Origin of the sequence: Mucilaginibacter sp., assembly GCF_039921305.1 — a bacterium.
GTDB lineage: Bacteria > Bacteroidota > Bacteroidia > Sphingobacteriales > Sphingobacteriaceae > Mucilaginibacter.
The window spans coordinates 15,273-33,038 of record NZ_JBDSCA010000004.1; the positions used below are offsets into that span (position 1 = coordinate 15,273).

Sequence of the window (17,766 nt, forward strand, 5' to 3'; positions counted from 1 at the left end):
ATATCTTGTAAAATCATTTCATAACAATAATTCTCCTTCCATTTATCTTAAAGTGAATTGTATTGGTAAGTTCCAATTTTCTTAAAAGCTGCTGTATATCTGTGAACCGGGATACCGACCCCCCAAACCTGATGTTATCCAATTCACCCATATATTCAACATCAACATCATACCATCTGGATATTTTTTTCATTATGGCTTGAATATTCTCGTTATCAAACACAAACAAGCCATTTTTCCAGGCAATGGCATTTTGAGTATCTATATTTTTGATGTTGATCTTCTGCTGGTTTATAATGGCTTGTTGCCCCGGCTTTAAAATACCCGATTTGTTCAGGCCTAAAGCGGCAATACGCACGCTTCCTTCCAGCAAGGTTGTTTTGGCAATATCATCGTCTGAATAAGAATTGACATTAAAGTGAGTACCCAATACTTCCACAGTTTGATTTTGGGTACTAACCATAAATGGATGATTAGCATCATGAGCTACCTCAAAATAAGCCTCACCATCTAAGGTCACTTTACGCTCTTTTCCATTAAAAGCAACGGGATACCTTAATATTGTGGCCGAATTAAGCCACACGTTGGTTCCATCAGGCAGTTGAACGCGATAGATACCACCGCGGGGTGTTTGCATCGTGTTGAATATTTCCGGCATAACACCTCGAGGTTTGGGCGCGTTTGAGTAGGTCAGCACGCCGTTTGCTGCTTTGGTAACATCAACATCCGCCTCTTTTGCAAGTTTGCCTTTTGAACGGCCATCCAAAATAATTTGTGTACCATTAGCCAACGTAAGGATAGCTTTATTACTTCCGTAAGCTATTGGTTGAGCCTTTGGCTTTATAACAGCTATAGTTACTTTATCCGGGCCGCCTTTCCTATATTTATAAACACATACCAACGCCATTAAAAACAGGCCAAGTACAGCTGCAATACGTGGGAGGGTTATAATTTTCGTTTGCTTAAACGGTTGTTGGTGGGTACTTGCCAGCAATCTGGCCTTTATGTCTCGGTTAATCCCTTCTGCATCCGTGTCGCTCAATTCTGCCTCATTATGATTATCAAAAAGATCATAATATGCCTTAAGATAACTGATCTCCGATTCAGACGCGCTACCATTCAACACCTTTTTGGCAAGTTGTTGCAATTGCTTATTATGATGACCTTTTATCTTCATTGAATCATACGAAAAGCCAATACAGGTATCCTGTTTATAGCTTTATCAATTAGTAAATGTTTATAATGGTTTATACCAGGCTTCGGCGCCTTTAATAGTATAGTCTGCAGAATTTTAAATTCTCCTAAAAAAAATTTGAAAAAATTTAAGTATGCATTTTACAGCAACCCGTAGGCTATTAAAAGGAGGGGAAGATAATGGCTCACATAAAGTTGCAAACCATTAAAAGCGGTTAAAAGCTGATTTTGAACCGTTTTTTGTGATATATTAAGTTTTTGGCTGATGGCTTTACTGGATAGGTTATCCATATACTTCAGATAGAAAATCTCGCGGCGTTTTTTGGGTAAAGTTTTTATCCAAAGGCTAACCAGGTTTTCCAGTTCTTTTAATTCGTACCAGCTATCCGCGCCCACAGATGATACAGCCATATGCTCAAATGGTTCTATGAAGTTTGCTGATTGGTTTCCTTTGGCCAGCCAGCTGTATATTTTATATCTAACCGCAGTGTGCAGATAAGGAAGCAACGATCCTATTTCTTTTACATCACTTTTATTCCATAGGTCGGCAAAAACATCGTGAACAATATCTTTACATGTTTCTTTGTCCTTAAGCCTTTGATAAGCAATTTTAAAAAGTGATTGCCATGTTCGCTCATACAGCTCGGTAAAAGCCCGATGATCCCGTTTCTTTAGCAGAACCAGCAGATCGCTCTCACTCAAATCAACATAGTTTAACATCATATAGGTAGATCAACAAAAAACTCTGTTTGCAACCAATGCTTACGCCAGTGCATTAAAATCTCCCTACGGGATATGCTGTTTATTTAACGAAAGGCAACGATATAATTGGCATTATAAATTTACTTGCTGACTAAATTCCTTTATTGTATGATATAACCTAAAATCTGTAAAATTTTACCATGTTATATGCTTATTCTAATAAACTATGCAAGTATGTATAATTTAAAAACTGAACCGTGATTAAACTTAGTTTTATGACTAAGGGATGCTCTTTACAGAACATCCCTTATAAAAGCGATTATTTATCCCAAAAGATCCTATCCGTTAATGGAACAGGCGGCGGAACATTCGCACCATTCTTACTTCTTTCCGCAGGGGGGTAAGCTAACCGGCGGATAAAGTCTGTCAATACAGCATTCACCGGCAAGGTAAAATCTTTGTACTTATAATCGTACCGGCGGGCATCATTCCATGCTTCGGGGTTAAGGTAGGTTGCAATGTACTTTTCTTTGAATATTAAATCTAAAGTTAAAGCTGCGGCCCCTACTGATGCATTTGTCATGTACGCCATGCGCGGATTCGGAAGACCTGTTGCAAGAACAATAGCTGCAGGAGGTACTTGTAACTTATCCATATTGGCATTGATACCTGCAAGGTAAGCAGTGTAAGCCGTTAGACGACTGGCTGTTGTATTAATGCGCAAGTTAGCTTCGGCTTCAATAAATTTAGTTTCGGCATAAGTTACTAATAACAGTGGCGAAGTTTTGCTTGTCCAGGGTGAGCTTATAGAAACATAACATTCATCCTTAACCGTATTATTAGCAGGCCCTTTGTTACCCGCACCGTTTGTTGTGCCAATATAGACCTTGTTTACGGTTGAATCGGTTAATTTGCGGAGACGCGGGTCAACTATGCCATAAGTTGTTCCATTCATGGCATCTATCAATTGCTCAGACAGCCACCCGCCTAAACTATTACCTGCATTAGCAGTAGCCACATTTGCCCATGGATTATTGAGGGGAAAAGAGGCCATACCCGCATCATCAGCATTACTGGCATACGAACTGCTTAAAGCTGTTAAAACAGCAGCAGGATCATAAGTAGCTGTTTTACTTACTTTATTAAGCAAGCGTGCTTTTAAAGCATAAGCTGTTTTAAGCCACGCGATACGCGAACCCGCATGAATAAAATCGCTGGTACCCACTAGCTTAATTACGGCATCTGTTTTAGTTAACTGCGTAATGGCTTCGTTTATCAGACTCAAGCTGGTAGCATACACGGTTTGCTCCGAATCGTATTTCGGAAATAACTGTTTAGGGTTAAATGCATCACTAAATGGCGCTGCTCCCCATAAATCATTAACCAAACTTAGCTGGTAAGATAAAAGCACATCAGCCACCCCAATATACTCGCTTGAGTTTTGGGCGATGGCCTTGGTTTTCATATCAGTAACATCGGCCATGGCAAAATACAAAGCGTCCCATGTACCGGTAAAATCCACTTGCTGATAGGTATCCGATGCAGCACTTGCAGTAGGGTTAGCAATATATTGCACATACGGCGCTACGGCGCTACCCACATTGTAACTGTTTATACCTGCTTTATAGGTAGCCGTAGTTAGCATTACCGACAGTGGCGGATCTGGAACGTAATTTGGATTAACATCAAGGTCGTAATAGTGTTTACAGCCAGGAAATACAAGCGTAGCTGCTGCAATGAATGCGATCGTAATATATTTATTTAATTTTTTCATTGTCTGTAATATTAAAATCCAACATTAAGTGTGAATATAACTTGCCTCGCAGCAGGATAAGTAAAACCCGAAAAACCGTCAACGTTACTACCGCTATCCGAAGAAACAGATTCCGGATCAAGACCATAATATTTGGTATGGAGCCAAAGGTTATTGCCCGTTACCGAAGCTGTAGTGCTGCGTAAACCTTTAGGTAAGTATTTAGCAGGTATAGAGTAAGCTAAAGTTGCCGCACGCAAACGTATCCATGATGCATCTTCAACAAAAGGTTCGGATATGGCTCTGTAATATGTTCTATAATAACCCTCGCCATAGTTAACACCATCGGGCCCAACAGCCTGGCCTAAATAAACCGATTTTGTATTTGGCTGGCCGTTAGCGGTAACCCCATCAAATACTTTAAACTGGCGACGATCACTGGTGTAATCGGCAATACCAAAGGCAGCAAAGAAGTTATCTAAACGATTAAACCGTTGAAATCCCCAGCGGGCATCAAACAATGCTGTTAGGCTGAAATTTTTATAACTAAATGTATTGCTAAAACTACCTATCCATTTTGGTTGCGAATTACCTAATAATTTTTGAGTTGAAGCAGGGGCCAAAACAGGGAAACCGTTAGCGCCAATTAACATCGGTCTGTTTTTATCGGTAAAAGTCGCGTTTTCCGCATCACTACCATAATAACGTTGCCAAACTGTACCGTAAATATTACCATATGGCTGCCCTGCAATAAGTTTTAAGGTAGCCGGAGAATTTAAATAACCACCACTTGAACCACCGTATGGAATTGATGTAAGACCTTCGGGAAGTGTTAGTACCAGGTTTTGGTTAGCCGAGAAATTTACGCTGGCATCCCAGTTAAAAGTTTTAGATCTAACAGGTGAGCCTTTTAATATCAACTCTATACCCCTATTGCGCATAGTGCCTGCATTAATATAAGCTTGCACATAACCCGTGGCCGATGATACATCAGCACGAATGATCTGATCTTTACTTAACGAGTAGTAGTATGTAACATCAAAACCTATCCGTTTATTCAGGAAACTCATTTCTAAACCACCTTCATAAGTATTGGTAAATTCGGGCTTTAATGTAGCGTTCCCTAATGTAGAGCTACGGGTAGTACCTGTAGAACTAGCTGCAAGGTTTGTATACGCTGCAAATCCGTTGGTAAAACTGTATGGATCGGCATCTTTACCTAACTGGGCGTATGATGCTCTTAGTTTACCAAAAGAGATCCATTCGGGCATTTTGAAATTATCAGAAAACACATAAGATAAACTTGCCGACGGGTAGTAAAAGCTCCTGTTATTGGCAGGCAAGGTTGAGGTAATATCGTTTCTTAAAGTTAAAGTAAGATACAGGTATTTTTTATAATCAAAATCGGCTTCGCCAAAAACACCGCTTAGGTGATACTCAGTTAAATTATCTACAGGATTGATAAGCGTTTGAGCATTTTTCAGATTAAAATAATTATAAACCGCCAAATTTGTTCCGGTAACGCCGTTATCTACTTGCCGCTTATCATAAATATCTTGCCCTATCCGTACAGTCGCATTCAAATCATTGGTTATTTTATGCGTGAAAGTAGCTATCAATGTAGATGTTAACGTACGAAACTTGGTACCATACTCGCCAACAAAACCTAAACCGTTATCATAAGTATGTTCGTTGGGTAAATTTGATGCCGCCGGTGCAGTACGCAAACTGGTTAAGTTATAAGTATCAATACCTAACCTATAGCTTAGGTCGAGCCATTTAAAAGGCGAATAAGTATAGGTCATGCCACCAATTACGCGGTTAACATTATCTTTATACTGGTTGGTGGCTGCGCCAAATATAGGGTTGTTTGTACCTGTCCATACTTGCGTACCATCGGGATTCATAAAATTACTTACATCCCAACGAGGCGAGAAATAAGCTAAACTTTCGCCAAAACGATCTGCATCATATTTTAAACCGCCAGAGTTGGTAAAACTTAGGTTTAGGCTACCTCGCAATTTCGGACTGAGTTTAATATCGGCATTTAACCTTGCAGATATATTTTTATCATCAGTAAAAGGCAGCATACCTGATTGTTTTAAATAAGATATTGACGAATATACCCTTGCAATATCGCTCCCGCCGGCAATAGTTACCGTATTACGCGCCTGGTGACCTGTTTGGTAAGCTTGCTTATAGTTGTTATAAAGTTGAGCCGGATGAGTTGGATCGATAGCTATGGCTTCGGCTACGGTTGGGCCCCATGCAGGTCCGAGGCCTATCGGAGTGTAAACACCCAAAATACCTGCCGTGTACTCTGATTGTACAGCAGGTAGTTTATCGGGGTTTTCAAAGCCATATAAACTACTGAAATTAATTTGCACCCCGTTTCCGCTACCTTTTTTAGTTGTAATAACAATTACACCATTGGCACCACGTAAACCATAAAGCGCCGTTGCGGCACCACCTTTTAAAACGTTAATAGTTTCGATGTCTTCAGGATTAATATCAGATGCACGGTTGGTTACCGATCTTTCATTATAACTATTGCTGGCAGTTGTACCAGCGGCTGATGTACCATACGCACCTATGTTTGATGTGCTGTTGTCGATCAAAATACCATCAACCACAAATAAAGGTTGGTTATCCCGGGAGATATCAATAGAGTTAACACCCCTTATTTTAATGTTAGCACCCTGCCCCGGGCCACCACCTGTACTGGTAATGGTAACGCCAGCAACTTTACCCTGCAAAGCATTAACCACGTTAGACTGGTGATTTGCATTAAGATCGCCTGAGTTAACGCCCTGAGCCGCATAGCCCAACGAACGTTCTTCCCTGGCAATACCTAAACCGGTATTTACAGTAACCTCATTTAAAAGGTTTGCTTCGGTTACCAGTTTAACATTGATAGTGGTTTGGTTTTTTACAGCTACCTCCTGCCTGGTATAACCAATAAAATTAAATACCAGGGTAGCATCAGCGGGAGCTTTGATACGATAGCCGCCATTCGAATCTGTGGCTATAGCGGTTGCTGTACCCTTAACAGATACGGTAACGCCAGGCAACACCGATCCGTCTGTAGCATCAACAACCTTACCCGTAATTTCAATACCCTGGGCCATCACATTGGGGCCAAAGAGCAATAAGAACGATAATAATGCGAGAGTAACAATTTTCTTCATAAGTTTTTGTGTTGAAAATGTGATTAATACGGACATATATTAGTTTAAATAGGAAAAGGGCGATTTCTCTGAATTAATGAGTAATTAATTCAAATGGCATTAAACTAATTATCACTAATCAGTAATTGTAAATTAGGGGGCATTCGTTGTCGTTATTGATCGGCCTTGAAATGGCGCTTAGTAAACCGGGTATCAGAACAAATACAGTAAAGCATTTTTTACAAAAAAACAATGCTTTAAAAAGCTAATTTGAATAAGTTAGCTGCATATTAGTTAAAAGTGAAAGCAACTAAAACTAATTGAAATATTATGCAATATATGAGATATATTATTACGAAAAAAAATTTCCTTTGCATTTTTATTCTTTTACTGCTCATTAACCGTGTAAGCGCGCAAAAGTTTAAGCTTGACGAAGTGTTGAGCTATCCTTTCCCTACAGAGTTAACATCCTGTGCACAGCAATCAAAAATTGCATGGGCGGTAAACCAAAAAGGTTTACGCAATATTTACGTTGCTACCGGCCCATATTATAATGCGGTACAGTTAAGCCATTATAGTACTGACGATGGCCAGGAGATAACCAGCTTGTCCATATCTGCCAATGGGCGATCACTTGTGTATGTTAGAGGTGGCGATCATAGTTCAAGCGAGGGCGGTGTTCCGGTAAATCCGGGATTTGACCCGGCTGGAACCAAGGTGCAAGTTTGGACCATCCCATTTGCCGGTGGTGAACCACATCTGCTTGGCGAAGGTGATTACCCGGTCATCTCGCCCAAAAGCGATAATGTAGCCTTTGTTAAAAGTGGGCAGGTTTGGTTGGCACCGATAAATGGATCAGCAGCAGCAAAGCCCATGTTTAGCACACGTGGTAACAACGGCAGTTTACAATGGTCGCCAAATGGCGATAAGCTGGCCTTTGTATCCTCAAGGGTTGATCATGCATTCATTGGCATATTTACAGATACGGCAACGCCCATCCAATGGCTGGCTCCCTCCTTTTCAAAAGATGCATCGCCTCGCTGGTCGGCTGATGGCAGCCAGATCGCTTTTGTACGCACACCAGGCACAGGTGGCGAGCCCGATTCTATACTCACCCGGAAGCATTTACCCTGGGCCATCTGGACAGCAAACGTTGCCAGCGGCAAATCAACCCGATTATGGGAAGCACCTAAAACCCTGGCCGGATCAATCCCCACAACAGATGGCGGCGTAAACCTTAACTGGGCTGCGGGTAACCGCATCGTATTTATATCTTATCAGGATGGCTGGCCTCACTTGTATTCTCTGCCGGCAAGCGGTGGTCAAGCTACATTACTTACTCCAGGCAATTTCATGGTGGAGCAAATTGAATTTAGTGATGATAAAAAGTTCATCGTTTTTAGCGCGAACACAGGCACCGATAAACAAGATATTGACCGCAGGCATTTAGCTCGTGTATCTGCAGATAAGCCGGATATGCAAATGCTCACATCCGGCAATGGTATAGAAGCTTATCCGGTTATTACCGAAAATAGCGCGGCGGTTGTTTTTTTAAGTTCAACAGCGCAAAGGCCACTCATACCTGCTCACATGCAATTGCGCAGCAAAAATTTTAAATTGATAGGCGAAGAATTGATCCCGGCGAACTTTCCCAGGCAATTAGCTATCCCCAAACAAGTTATATTTAATGCGCCAGATGGTACCGAAGTACACGCGCAATTGTTTGAACCCGCCGGCGTAAAAGGCAAAAGGCCGGCTATTGTTTATATACATGGTGGCCCGCAAAGGCAAATGGTGTTAGGCTGGCACTTTATGGATTATTACTCAATAGATTATGCCCTTAACCAATATTTGGTAAGTTTGGGGTTTGATGTGCTATCGGTAAATTACCGTACCGGGGTTGGCTACGGCTACGAGTTTAACAAGCCTGCAAATGCGGGTGCAAAAGGCGCATCAGAATACCAGGATATTAAAACTGCTGGCCAATGGCTAGCAACGCAGCCACAAATTGATGGCACACGCATTGGCATTTATGGCGGGTCATACGGTGGTTTTTTAACGGGATTGGGCCTCGCCCATGATTCCAAATTGTTTGCTGCCGGGGTTGATATACATGGTGTGAATAACTGGCTTAAAGCAAGCTCGGGTATCCCGGAATCAGCACCCGATGCTGCCTTGGCTACTAAAATAGCATTTCAGTCATCACCCGCGGCCTGGGTTAGCACCTGGACATCACCTGTGTTACTCATCCATGCCGATGACGACCGTAATGTACAATTTACTCAAACCGTTGATTTAACCCGAAGGTTAGAATCCAAAGGTATTCCGTTTGAGTACCTGTCTATCCCGGATGATACACACCATTGGATGAAGTACTCAAACGCGTTAACCGTAAGCGAGGCTACAGCCGAATTTTTAAAAAGAAAATTGCTATCTAAATAACAATGCCATGAAATTTACCGCCTTCGAGATCTATAAATATTCCATCCCGATAGAACCTTTCACTATTGCCACCGGTACCATGGAGTTTGCGCAAAACATATTGGTTCGCGCGCATACAGATGCAGGGATAACCGGATTGGGCGAGTGCTCCGCATTTCCGATGATCGTAGGTGAAACACAAGCTACGGGCTACGAAATGGCTAAAGATTTTGCCACCATATGGAAAGGTAAAGATGCCAGCGATATTGAAGCCCGCCTTGCGGAAATGCATTTATACACCGCTGGCAATTACACCATAAAAAGCGCTTTCGATATGCTGTTGTATGATATAGCAGCCAAACAGGCTAACCAGCCCCTCTACCAGTTTTTAGGCGGCAAAAAAAGAAGGATAATAACCGATGTTACCATCGGGATAGACACGCCGGAAAACATGGCAGCATCGGCAGCGAAATTTGAGCAGCAAGGTTTCAATATCATCAAGGTAAAACTGGGTAAAAAACCCGAAGCTGATATTGAGCGGATGGCACACATCCGCAAAGCAATACGTCCCGAAACACAGGTACGTGTTGATGCCAACCAGGGCTGGACATTTGATGAAGCTGTTTACACACTTACCGAACTGGCCAAATTTAACATAGCCTGGTGCGAGCAACCCATGCGTACTTATAACGACGAGCTTTTACCCCAACTTGGCAAACTATCGCCTATAGCCATTATGGCCGATGAAAGCGTTTATACCCATCGCGATGCGCAACGCATCATCCGGAATAAGGCGGCTAAATACATTAATATTAAATTTGCCAAAAGCGGCGGGATAAACGAGGCCATCCTGATAAACCAGGTTGCCGAACAACAAGGCGTAGAATGTATGCTGGGTAGCATGATGGAGAGCCGGTTGGCTTTAACCGCCAACGTACATTTTGCTATGGCGTTTACAAACCTTAAGTATTTTGACCTGGATACCTGCCTGCTTGGGCAACTGGCCGACCCGGTTATCGGCGGCTTTAAATACAAGGGCATGGAACTGGAAATTACCGATGCGCCAGGCATTGGCGCCGATGTTGACCAAACCTATTTAGATAAGCTGGAGCATATAATCATTAAATAAGGCAATGGATCAACAATTTGACAACCTGTATTTAGACCGTAAGCCGAGCCGCACCACCAGTGTGAACGGTAAAGAATATCTGTTTTTTTCGGGCTATAATTATTTAGGTGTTAATGCCGATGCCGAATTTATTGAACTGATTTTAGAGGGTACGGATAGGTATGGCTGGCTCTACCCATCATCAAGAATATCAAACACCCGCCTGGCCGTTTACGAAGAGTGCGAAGCCATACTTTCTGAACTAACCGGCAGCGAGGATACCATATTATTACCATCAGGTTTTATCGCGGGCCGTGTTGCTACATCATATCATCAAAATTTTGTACACAATGCGCCGGACTCTCACCCTGCCATACTTCAGCACAAACCAGCCGTTGCCGATTTTGAAGATTGGGGTAATTGGATAACAGAACAATCCCGATCGGATACACCGTTAACCATTGCCAGCGATTCGGTAAATCCGTTAACATCAACTATTAATAATTTTTCTTTTTTGAATGATGCCAGTAGTAAAATTGTCACCGTAATAGATGATTCACATGGCATCGGCCTTATCGGCGAAAACGGAAGCGGCGCGAGTGGGTTGGTGCCGCAGAGCAACAACGTTGAGTATTTGTTTAGCTACTCGCTATCTAAGGCTTACGGTATTTCTGGTGGCGCCATAAGTGCCTCGAAAAATTGGGTGGCTAAATTTAAGCACACGCCTGAGTATTCGGGCGTTACTCCATCTTCACCGGCACAAATATTCGCTTTTAATAAAGGGCAGCACATTTACCATCGGCAAAGGCATAAATTATTGAGCAATATCAGCTATTTTGAAAACTGTATAAAGGCGATGCCGGGCATACAACATAGCGCCGGACTGCCATCTTTTATACTCCCTACGGATATTAACGAGAACATCTTTTTTGAATCAGGTATCCTGATCTCGTCATTTGCTTATCCTGATCCGAAAGGAAAAACATTAAAGCGTATTGTATTGAGCGCCTTGCATACCCCTGCCGATCTGGATTTTTTGGCTTCGGTATTACAAAAGGCATACTAAACTCCAATATATTTGTAATAGGATAGTGTAAATACCGGCATTAATTTTATCAACCATGAGCAAGTTCACCATAGTTAACCAGGAGTTTTTACCAGCCGAAACAGCCTCTGTTTTAATTACAGACCTGGCTATACAAAGGGGATATGGCATTTTCGATTTTTTTAAAACGATAGATGGGCGGCCTGTTTTTCTTGAAGATCATCTGGATCGCTTTTATAATTCGGCTGCCGCTATGCACTTAACTGTTGATCTAAGTCGTGAAGAATTGAAAACACTTTTGCTGAAACTGATAGAAAAGAACGGTATAGCCGATTCGGGCATACGCATCACCCTTACAGGTGGTTACTCGCCCGATGGTTATGGTATAGCCAAGCCTAACATGATCATCACCCAAACCGAAATGATATTGAGCAAACAAATCAGTTTGGAAGGCATTAGTTTGATCACTCATCAGTATCAACGGCAACTATCGTATGCTAAAACTTTAGATTATTTGATGGCCGTTTGGCTACAGCCGGTTATTAAAGAAAAAGGTGCCGATGATGTATTGTATCACAACAATGGCATAGTTAGCGAATGCCCCCGGGCTAACTTTTTTATTATTGACCAAAGCGGCCATGTTGTTACCACACGAGAAAATTTATTGAAGGGTATTATCAGGAAACATGTGCTTGAAATTGCTGGTGGCCTTAACCTATTACAGCACAGGGATATCACACTTGACGATCTGAAAAACTGTAAGGAGGCCTTTATTACCAGTTCAACAAAAAATATACTCCCGGTAACCAAAATTGACGGGCGTGTTGTTGGTGATGGTTATGCAGGGCCGGTAAGTAAACTACTGTCAGAAAAATTGCAACTCAAAGCTGCGCAACATTAAAAAGCGACAGTTACTTTTTTATCAACCCTCAAAACGGATTGCTGCTGGAACTGGGTTTGATATTGCTTACGCAGACTATCTATTTGCTTAGAAACAGCTTTTGATTTTTTATGCAGGTAAATAACCAGGTGACTTGCTTCGGTAACCTGTTTTCTACTTACCGGATCAAGCCAACTTCCCGAAGCATTAATTATTGTGCTCCCCTGTTTAAAGGCAGTGACGATGTAGTTCTCTCTAAAGCTCTCCCATTCTTTATCGGTAACCGAGCCACCGTCTGGCTTCGACATCCCAAAATAAAGATCAGTTTCTACCATGCGGTTTGCAGCGCACGATGATAGCAGCAAGCATATCAGTAATAGTCTATAAAGCATTTATAAAGATAATTTTTAGTTCGACAAAATGACCTGAAAGAAACCTATATCCTATTCCTTCCATACAAGCACTCCCGCTGGTTCAAGCAGTGTTTTTCCGACCAGCACTTTGCCAGTTGGCGGGACCGATACTGTATAAGCCTTATCCGAATAATTAACTCCTACCCAAAAGCCATCGCGCCATTCCAATATCACGCCCTTCGGCAGGTTTAGCGTAGGTATTCCAGCCTGCTGATACACCCGTTGCAAAGCTGCTTTTTCCAAAGCGCCATCATCAGTATCAGGTCCTATGTAAGTTACAGTGCCTTTGCCAAGTTTATGATGAATAATGGCAGCATTACCTGCATAGTACTGGTTGGTATAGGTTGCCCAAACCTGGGTGCCCGGCATAGGTTCTATCACATCGGCCCAATTGTTCCATTTGTAGTTCTTCAATCCCATTTTAATGGTGCCCTGTGTGGTATCAGGCAGCATATCAAAAAACGAAATTTTTGCTCCTATCAATTGATAAATTGGTTCGGCAAACTTCATTTCCCAAAGTTTGGCATTTCGATCCTTTTGCCCGGTACGGCATGTCAGCACCAGATGTCCACCATTTTCGGCATATTGTCTCCAGCGTTCAACCAATTTAGCATCAAGCAACTCATATGCCGGAGCAATCATCACCGGGTATTTAGAAAAATCCTTATCCTCGGTTATAACATCAACCGGAGCATTCAATTCTTTTAACGCGCCATAGTAGCGCATTAAATGCCCCATAAAATTCCATTGGTTGGTTTGAGGTTGATTATCCTCCTCCCAGCGGTTATCCGGATTGTATAATACAGCCGTTAACCGGGATTGATATTCCTTCGGCATTTTGGCATTGGGGTCATATTCTTTTTTTATTGATTTTAATTCGTTGATGACCTTGATATACTCCAATCCGCTTCTGCTCGGCGTAACACCATCGGTGCTGATAATACCATAGTGATATTGTTCGCCTCCGGTTAAAGGTTGCTTAAAACGGTAGTTGCACACAAACTTATTACCTCCCGCGAAAGCGTGCCATATCCACATGCGGACCACGCCAGGCATGGTTTGCGAATTAAACTTGCCCCAATTAACCTGCCCCGGCTGCAACTCCATCACGCCGGTTATTCCGTTAAGCGGCCTGAACAAATCATTAGCAAAGGCAATACTCGTTGCCGAGCCCATCCTGAAACCCTGTGCACCTATACCTTTATCATAACCTGCAACCAGGTACTTGGTGTAAGTCACAAAATCCAGACTGGTTATCTTAGTCGGGTCAACATCAACATGTTCGGGCATCAGGTTGGTAGTTATCCATTGCTCCGGCAGGATATGCTTGCGCAGAATGCCATATTGCATACCCAAAAAATCGTTCGCCTCATCTGCCGAGAAACGTTTAAAATCGAGTACGGAATGCGGGTTTGGCTGCGCAATCAGTTCCTTTCCATTAGGGCAGCGAATTTGGGTAAAGTCGCTATAGCGGATGCTCCAAAACGCCGTACCCCAGGTTTTATTTAAGGTGTCGATACTTTTATATTTGTTTTTCAGCCATTGCTGATAGCGGGTTTGCGCGGCCGCACTGTAATCGTATTGGCCATAATGCGATGGTTCGTTATCCAGTTGCCAACCCCAGATACGTTTGTCGTTAGCATAGTGTTTAGCAAGTGCTTCTACCATTTTAGAAACATATTCGCGATAAACCGGGCTCGACCAACTGCATTGCTGCCTTGAGCCATGCTGCATGGTAACACCATATTCGTTCACCATTAAAATTTCGGGGTGTTTTTGCTCCAGCCAAAGGGGCGGCGTTGGCGATGAGGTACACATAATTACCTTGATGCCATTTTGATGTGCAAGCTCTACCGCTTCATCCAACCATTTAAAATCAAATTTACCTTCCTCGGGTTCAATAAATGCCCAGGCAAACTCGCCAAAATGCGTAAAATCAAAACCAACTTCGGCCATTTTTTTAATGTCCCGAGCCCAATATTGATGCGGCCATTGCTCAGGATAATAATATGAACCGATAGGCATCAGATCTTTTTTGGGGAAGAAATCTACAGGTTTTTGCGCTGATACTTTATTAAAACAAAAAAATGTTAAAACCAGGCTTAAGTATAGCGCTTTATTTGTGGTACCGATTATTGATTTTAATAAACTCATATGGTTAAATTTTAGTTGGTAATTATTGGTTTACGATTACGTTCACTTGGTGTAAACCCGCTTCAACCAACTCTCCGGCACAGGAACGATACAAATATTCATGGAATGATCATCTGCTGAAAGCATTGCCGACTGGATCTCGATCCGTGTACCATCCGGACTAAAAGTTGGATGGATATGATCTGTCGCGGTAGGTTTGTGCCCCGTAGTTAGCAAAATCATTTCATGGGTGTGGCGGTCTATTAAATATAAATTACGCTCAAAATCATCACCCACAGCAAAACGCCCATCGGCCGATCCGCTTACATGCCACAACCCACTACCCGATGAAGTTTGGCCAACAATGGTTATTTCCCTTGTGCGGATATTGACGATGCCCAACCCTGTAGGCTTTTCGCGCGTGCCAGCTGGGCCCCACGCCGCTTCCTGGCCAGGGTTAACTCCACTTACTGGTGTTCCGGCTGCAACCTTTGTAGTCGTTCCGGGTATTTGCCGATGCCCCATTAACGCGAATGCCACCTCATCTTTAGTAATTACAGCTTCGTGCGTTACCCACTCATAATCCGCTTCAGGGTATAGGGGGCGCAATCCGCTGCCATCGGCATTAACTATCCATGTACGCTGCGGCGATTTACCGCCCGTTTCCCAACAAAAAATAATTTCGCCGGGCATCCACGGATTAGTCTGGATATGGCCCACCTGAAATGGAACAGCCACAACATGCTTAACCTGGCCCGTTTTAATATTCATGGCGGCAATTCCCGAAGGCCCTGCACCCATATGCCGCGGCCCAAAAGCCGAATCTATTTTAGTTCCCGGTGCAAGCCTTCTTGCTGCTTCTTCCTTACCAATACGAAAGTAAACCCATTCTTCCGCCCCGTCCAGAGCCATATCACCACCGGCACCTATTTTTGCATCAGGGGTTCCGCAAACGCGCTGATAAACATTGGCGGCCTGTACCTTGCCCGCTTTACTATCCACAAATAATTTAGCCAGGTCAACTTCCACAATTTCCAGTGGCCCATTAGCTTCATTATCAGACAACGTACCACCCACCTTGCGCATAAAATACAGTTTCATGCTTTTGCGGGCAACGTTTAGCATACCTACGTATCCACCTTCGGTTACCTGCACCATTTCGCCGGTTTCTTCGTTCACTGCCATAGCCTCGCCTTTTACACGCCCGGTTCTGTAGATGAGCCATTTCAGATCAGAGGTCCACTGGTTATGGGTTTGGTAAATTTTGGAATCGCCCGTAGGCGTACTGGTTAAAAAGGTAAGCATGGTACCCGTTACCGGATCTTTCACAACTTTTCGCTCCGATGGGAAACGCCTGCCGATTTGCGCGCTTACGGTTGCGCCACATAAAAGCAAACCGGCAATCAGTATAATATTTTTCATGGTTTTGTTTTGTTTGGTTAGCCCGAGGGTTATTTATTCATTTGCACCGCGCTATCGTTGATCACAAAAGGGTGATCTTTGAGCATGCGGTAAATTTCGGCGCCAGCCAGCAATGTTGGGCCATAACCATGAGCCGCAAACACATTTACCGGGCGGTAGCAGTAAAATGCCGGATCGAAGCCCATGCCAGTGCCTACTACAGTACCCTCAACCTGCCCCTGGCTGTTTACTTTGGTACTAACGGCGTTCCAGGCCAGTAATGCCGCCGGGCCATAGGCTTTGGCATCTAACCAACCTTTGTTAATGGCACGTGCGTAACAGTAAGCATATATGGCTGTAGCCGATGTTTCTAAAAAGGAATCGTTCCTATCCAGCAATTGATGCCAAAAGCCTGTGGCATCCTGGCGTTGTGCAAGGCCTGCGGCATGTTTCTTTAGCATAGCCAGTATTTCGGCCCGTGCCGGATGATCTTGCGGAAGCGCGTCAAGCAGTTCTATCTTGGTTAAGAATGCCCAGCCATTTGCCCTTGCCCAGTGAAATTGAGGGTGCGGATCCATATCCTGAACCCAACCATGCATGTAAAGCCCCCGTTCCGGATTGAACATGCGTTTCGAGAATAACTGGTACTGTTTAATCGCTTCGTCAAAATATTTGTGATCGCCGGTAAGGGCACCCATTTGCACCAAAGCGGGTAAACTCATGTATAAATCGTCGAGCCATAAAGTGTTTGGCAGCGGGCGGTTCCGAGCAAATGTACCATCACTCAAACGGAATTCTTTGGTCATAATGTAGTTGATGTAATTATCTATCATGGGCCTTAGATTTACTTTTGATGTACCCGACCTCATGGTTTTGATCATGGCAGCAGCCATCGAACCTGCATCATCCAACGCATGCGGTTCCAATACCGAACGCACCGGTGTAATGGTTTGCGGCGATGCTTTCAAATAGGTTTTAAATCCATTAACGGCATCGTTTAAAAACTTCATCCGGTTAGTTGTGTAAGCCGTGAATTTAGGGTCGCCGGTGGCAGCGCCTGCTTCAAGCATACCAGTATAGGTAATACCCCATTCATAACTAATGAGCCTGAAGTCGCCGGGTTTAAATATGCTTGTGGCGTTCAGTTTAGTTATATCGGTAACAGGCTGTTTGGTTTTCGAATCTTCCAATTCATACGGCGTGGCGGTATTCAGATAATTGTAAATGAGATCAAGTACCGCTTTTACGTCGGCTTGCTTAGTTTCGCCATAAGGTGTAACATACGCTGGTTTTAGCAAATGCAGTGGTGTGGTTACATCATTACCTTTTGCCGGTGTGCTTTGCGCCTGTAACGGCTTAGTGGTAATTTGTAATAGTAAGGCACAACCAAAAAGTATAAATGCGCCTTTACAATGCTTTTTAATAATTGATTTATTCATTGGTATTGATAAGTTTATATTGGTATAGCCGGTGATCGGCTTCTAATTGATTGTCTAAATTGACGAAAAAAAACACTACATCTGTCCTGTACATTCCTGCTCAATACTAA

Annotated in this window: 12 protein-coding genes; 4 read left to right on the forward strand and 8 right to left on the reverse strand. The window is 43.0% G+C overall.

Annotation, left to right across the window (positions count from 1 at the left end; genetic code table 11):
• Window positions 1–13: 13 nt before the first annotated feature.
• The 4 genes from ABIN91_RS00395 to ABIN91_RS00410 form a co-directional block, all read right to left on the reverse strand.
• Window positions 14–1,177, reverse strand: coding sequence for a FecR domain-containing protein (locus ABIN91_RS00395; RefSeq protein WP_348047256.1), 1,164 nt, complete (start codon window positions 1,175–1,177; stop codon window positions 14–16).
• Between the two features lie 158 nt (window positions 1,178–1,335).
• Window positions 1,336–1,917, reverse strand: coding sequence for a sigma-70 family RNA polymerase sigma factor (locus tag ABIN91_RS00400; RefSeq protein WP_348047258.1), 582 nt, complete (start codon window positions 1,915–1,917; stop codon window positions 1,336–1,338).
• A gap of 298 nt (window positions 1,918–2,215) precedes the next feature.
• Window positions 2,216–3,670, reverse strand: coding sequence for a SusD/RagB family nutrient-binding outer membrane lipoprotein (locus ABIN91_RS00405; protein WP_348047260.1), 1,455 nt, complete (start codon window positions 3,668–3,670; stop codon window positions 2,216–2,218).
• A gap of 11 nt (window positions 3,671–3,681) precedes the next feature.
• Entirely contained in the window at window positions 3,682–6,837 is a 3,156-nt protein-coding gene (locus ABIN91_RS00410) for a SusC/RagA family TonB-linked outer membrane protein (RefSeq protein WP_348047262.1), read from the reverse strand.
• Between the two features lie 318 nt (window positions 6,838–7,155).
• Here ABIN91_RS00410 and ABIN91_RS00415 point away from each other — a divergent pair, with 318 nt between their 5' ends.
• From ABIN91_RS00415 to ABIN91_RS00430, 4 genes are read left to right on the forward strand one after another with little or no spacing between them, the layout of a single operon-like run.
• Window positions 7,156–9,258 (forward strand): prolyl oligopeptidase family serine peptidase, encoded by a 2,103-nt coding sequence (locus tag ABIN91_RS00415; protein ID WP_348047264.1) that lies wholly within the window; start codon window positions 7,156–7,158, stop codon window positions 9,256–9,258.
• A 7-nt stretch (window positions 9,259–9,265) separates the two neighbouring features.
• Window positions 9,266–10,366 carry a dipeptide epimerase gene (locus tag ABIN91_RS00420; RefSeq protein ID WP_348047266.1) on the forward strand — a complete coding sequence of 367 codons (1,101 nt, stop codon included), beginning with the start codon at window positions 9,266–9,268 and terminating at the stop codon, window positions 10,364–10,366.
• Between the two features lie 4 nt (window positions 10,367–10,370).
• Window positions 10,371–11,411, forward strand: a complete 1,041-nt coding sequence (locus ABIN91_RS00425; protein ID WP_348047268.1) for an aminotransferase class I/II-fold pyridoxal phosphate-dependent enzyme — start codon at window positions 10,371–10,373, stop codon at window positions 11,409–11,411.
• A 55-nt stretch (window positions 11,412–11,466) separates the two neighbouring features.
• Complete coding sequence (locus tag ABIN91_RS00430; protein WP_348047270.1) at window positions 11,467–12,291, forward strand: aminotransferase class IV; 825 nt, start codon at window positions 11,467–11,469, stop codon at window positions 12,289–12,291.
• On the opposite strand, the gene ABIN91_RS00435 is transcribed toward ABIN91_RS00430, so the two are convergent.
• Genes ABIN91_RS00435 through ABIN91_RS00450 form a run of 4 tightly spaced genes read right to left on the reverse strand, consistent with a single transcriptional unit; the run spans window position 12,288 to window position 17,656 of the window.
• Window positions 12,288–12,662, reverse strand: coding sequence for a DUF3574 domain-containing protein (locus tag ABIN91_RS00435; protein ID WP_348047272.1), 375 nt, complete (start codon window positions 12,660–12,662; stop codon window positions 12,288–12,290). The two genes, ABIN91_RS00430 and ABIN91_RS00435, sit on opposite strands and share 4 nt — an antisense overlap.
• Before the next feature lie 51 nt (window positions 12,663–12,713).
• A complete protein-coding gene (locus ABIN91_RS00440; RefSeq protein ID WP_348047274.1) occupies window positions 12,714–14,837 on the reverse strand; it encodes a beta-galactosidase in 2,124 nt (707 codons plus the stop codon).
• A gap of 42 nt (window positions 14,838–14,879) precedes the next feature.
• Window positions 14,880–16,238, reverse strand: coding sequence for a hypothetical protein (locus ABIN91_RS00445; RefSeq protein WP_348047276.1), 1,359 nt, complete (start codon window positions 16,236–16,238; stop codon window positions 14,880–14,882).
• A 29-nt stretch (window positions 16,239–16,267) separates the two neighbouring features.
• On the reverse strand, window positions 16,268–17,656 hold the full coding sequence (locus tag ABIN91_RS00450; protein ID WP_348047278.1) for a glycoside hydrolase family 88 protein: 1,389 nt from the start codon (window positions 17,654–17,656) through the stop codon (window positions 16,268–16,270).
• Between the last annotated feature and the right edge of the window lie 110 nt (window positions 17,657–17,766).

What these genes read in the sequence shown, in the direction of transcription:
- ABIN91_RS00435 (WP_348047272.1), bottom strand. Translation starts at nt 12,662, where the DNA reads ATGCTTTATAGACTATTACTGATATGCTTGCTGCTATCATCGTGCGCT.
- ABIN91_RS00395 (WP_348047256.1), bottom strand. Translation starts at nt 1,177, where the DNA reads ATGAAGATAAAAGGTCATCATAATAAGCAATTGCAACAACTTGCCAAA.
- ABIN91_RS00450 (WP_348047278.1), bottom strand. Translation starts at nt 17,656, where the DNA reads ATGAATAAATCAATTATTAAAAAGCATTGTAAAGGCGCATTTATACTT.
- ABIN91_RS00415 (WP_348047264.1), top strand. Translation starts at nt 7,156, where the DNA reads ATGAGATATATTATTACGAAAAAAAATTTCCTTTGCATTTTTATTCTT.
- ABIN91_RS00445 (WP_348047276.1), bottom strand. Translation starts at nt 16,238, where the DNA reads ATGAAAAATATTATACTGATTGCCGGTTTGCTTTTATGTGGCGCAACC.
- ABIN91_RS00405 (WP_348047260.1), bottom strand. Translation starts at nt 3,670, where the DNA reads ATGAAAAAATTAAATAAATATATTACGATCGCATTCATTGCAGCAGCT.
- ABIN91_RS00410 (WP_348047262.1), bottom strand. Translation starts at nt 6,837, where the DNA reads ATGAAGAAAATTGTTACTCTCGCATTATTATCGTTCTTATTGCTCTTT.
- ABIN91_RS00430 (WP_348047270.1), top strand. Translation starts at nt 11,467, where the DNA reads ATGAGCAAGTTCACCATAGTTAACCAGGAGTTTTTACCAGCCGAAACA.
- ABIN91_RS00400 (WP_348047258.1), bottom strand. Translation starts at nt 1,917, where the DNA reads ATGATGTTAAACTATGTTGATTTGAGTGAGAGCGATCTGCTGGTTCTG.
- ABIN91_RS00420 (WP_348047266.1), top strand. Translation starts at nt 9,266, where the DNA reads ATGAAATTTACCGCCTTCGAGATCTATAAATATTCCATCCCGATAGAA.
- ABIN91_RS00425 (WP_348047268.1), top strand. Translation starts at nt 10,371, where the DNA reads ATGGATCAACAATTTGACAACCTGTATTTAGACCGTAAGCCGAGCCGC.
- ABIN91_RS00440 (WP_348047274.1), bottom strand. Translation starts at nt 14,837, where the DNA reads ATGAGTTTATTAAAATCAATAATCGGTACCACAAATAAAGCGCTATAC.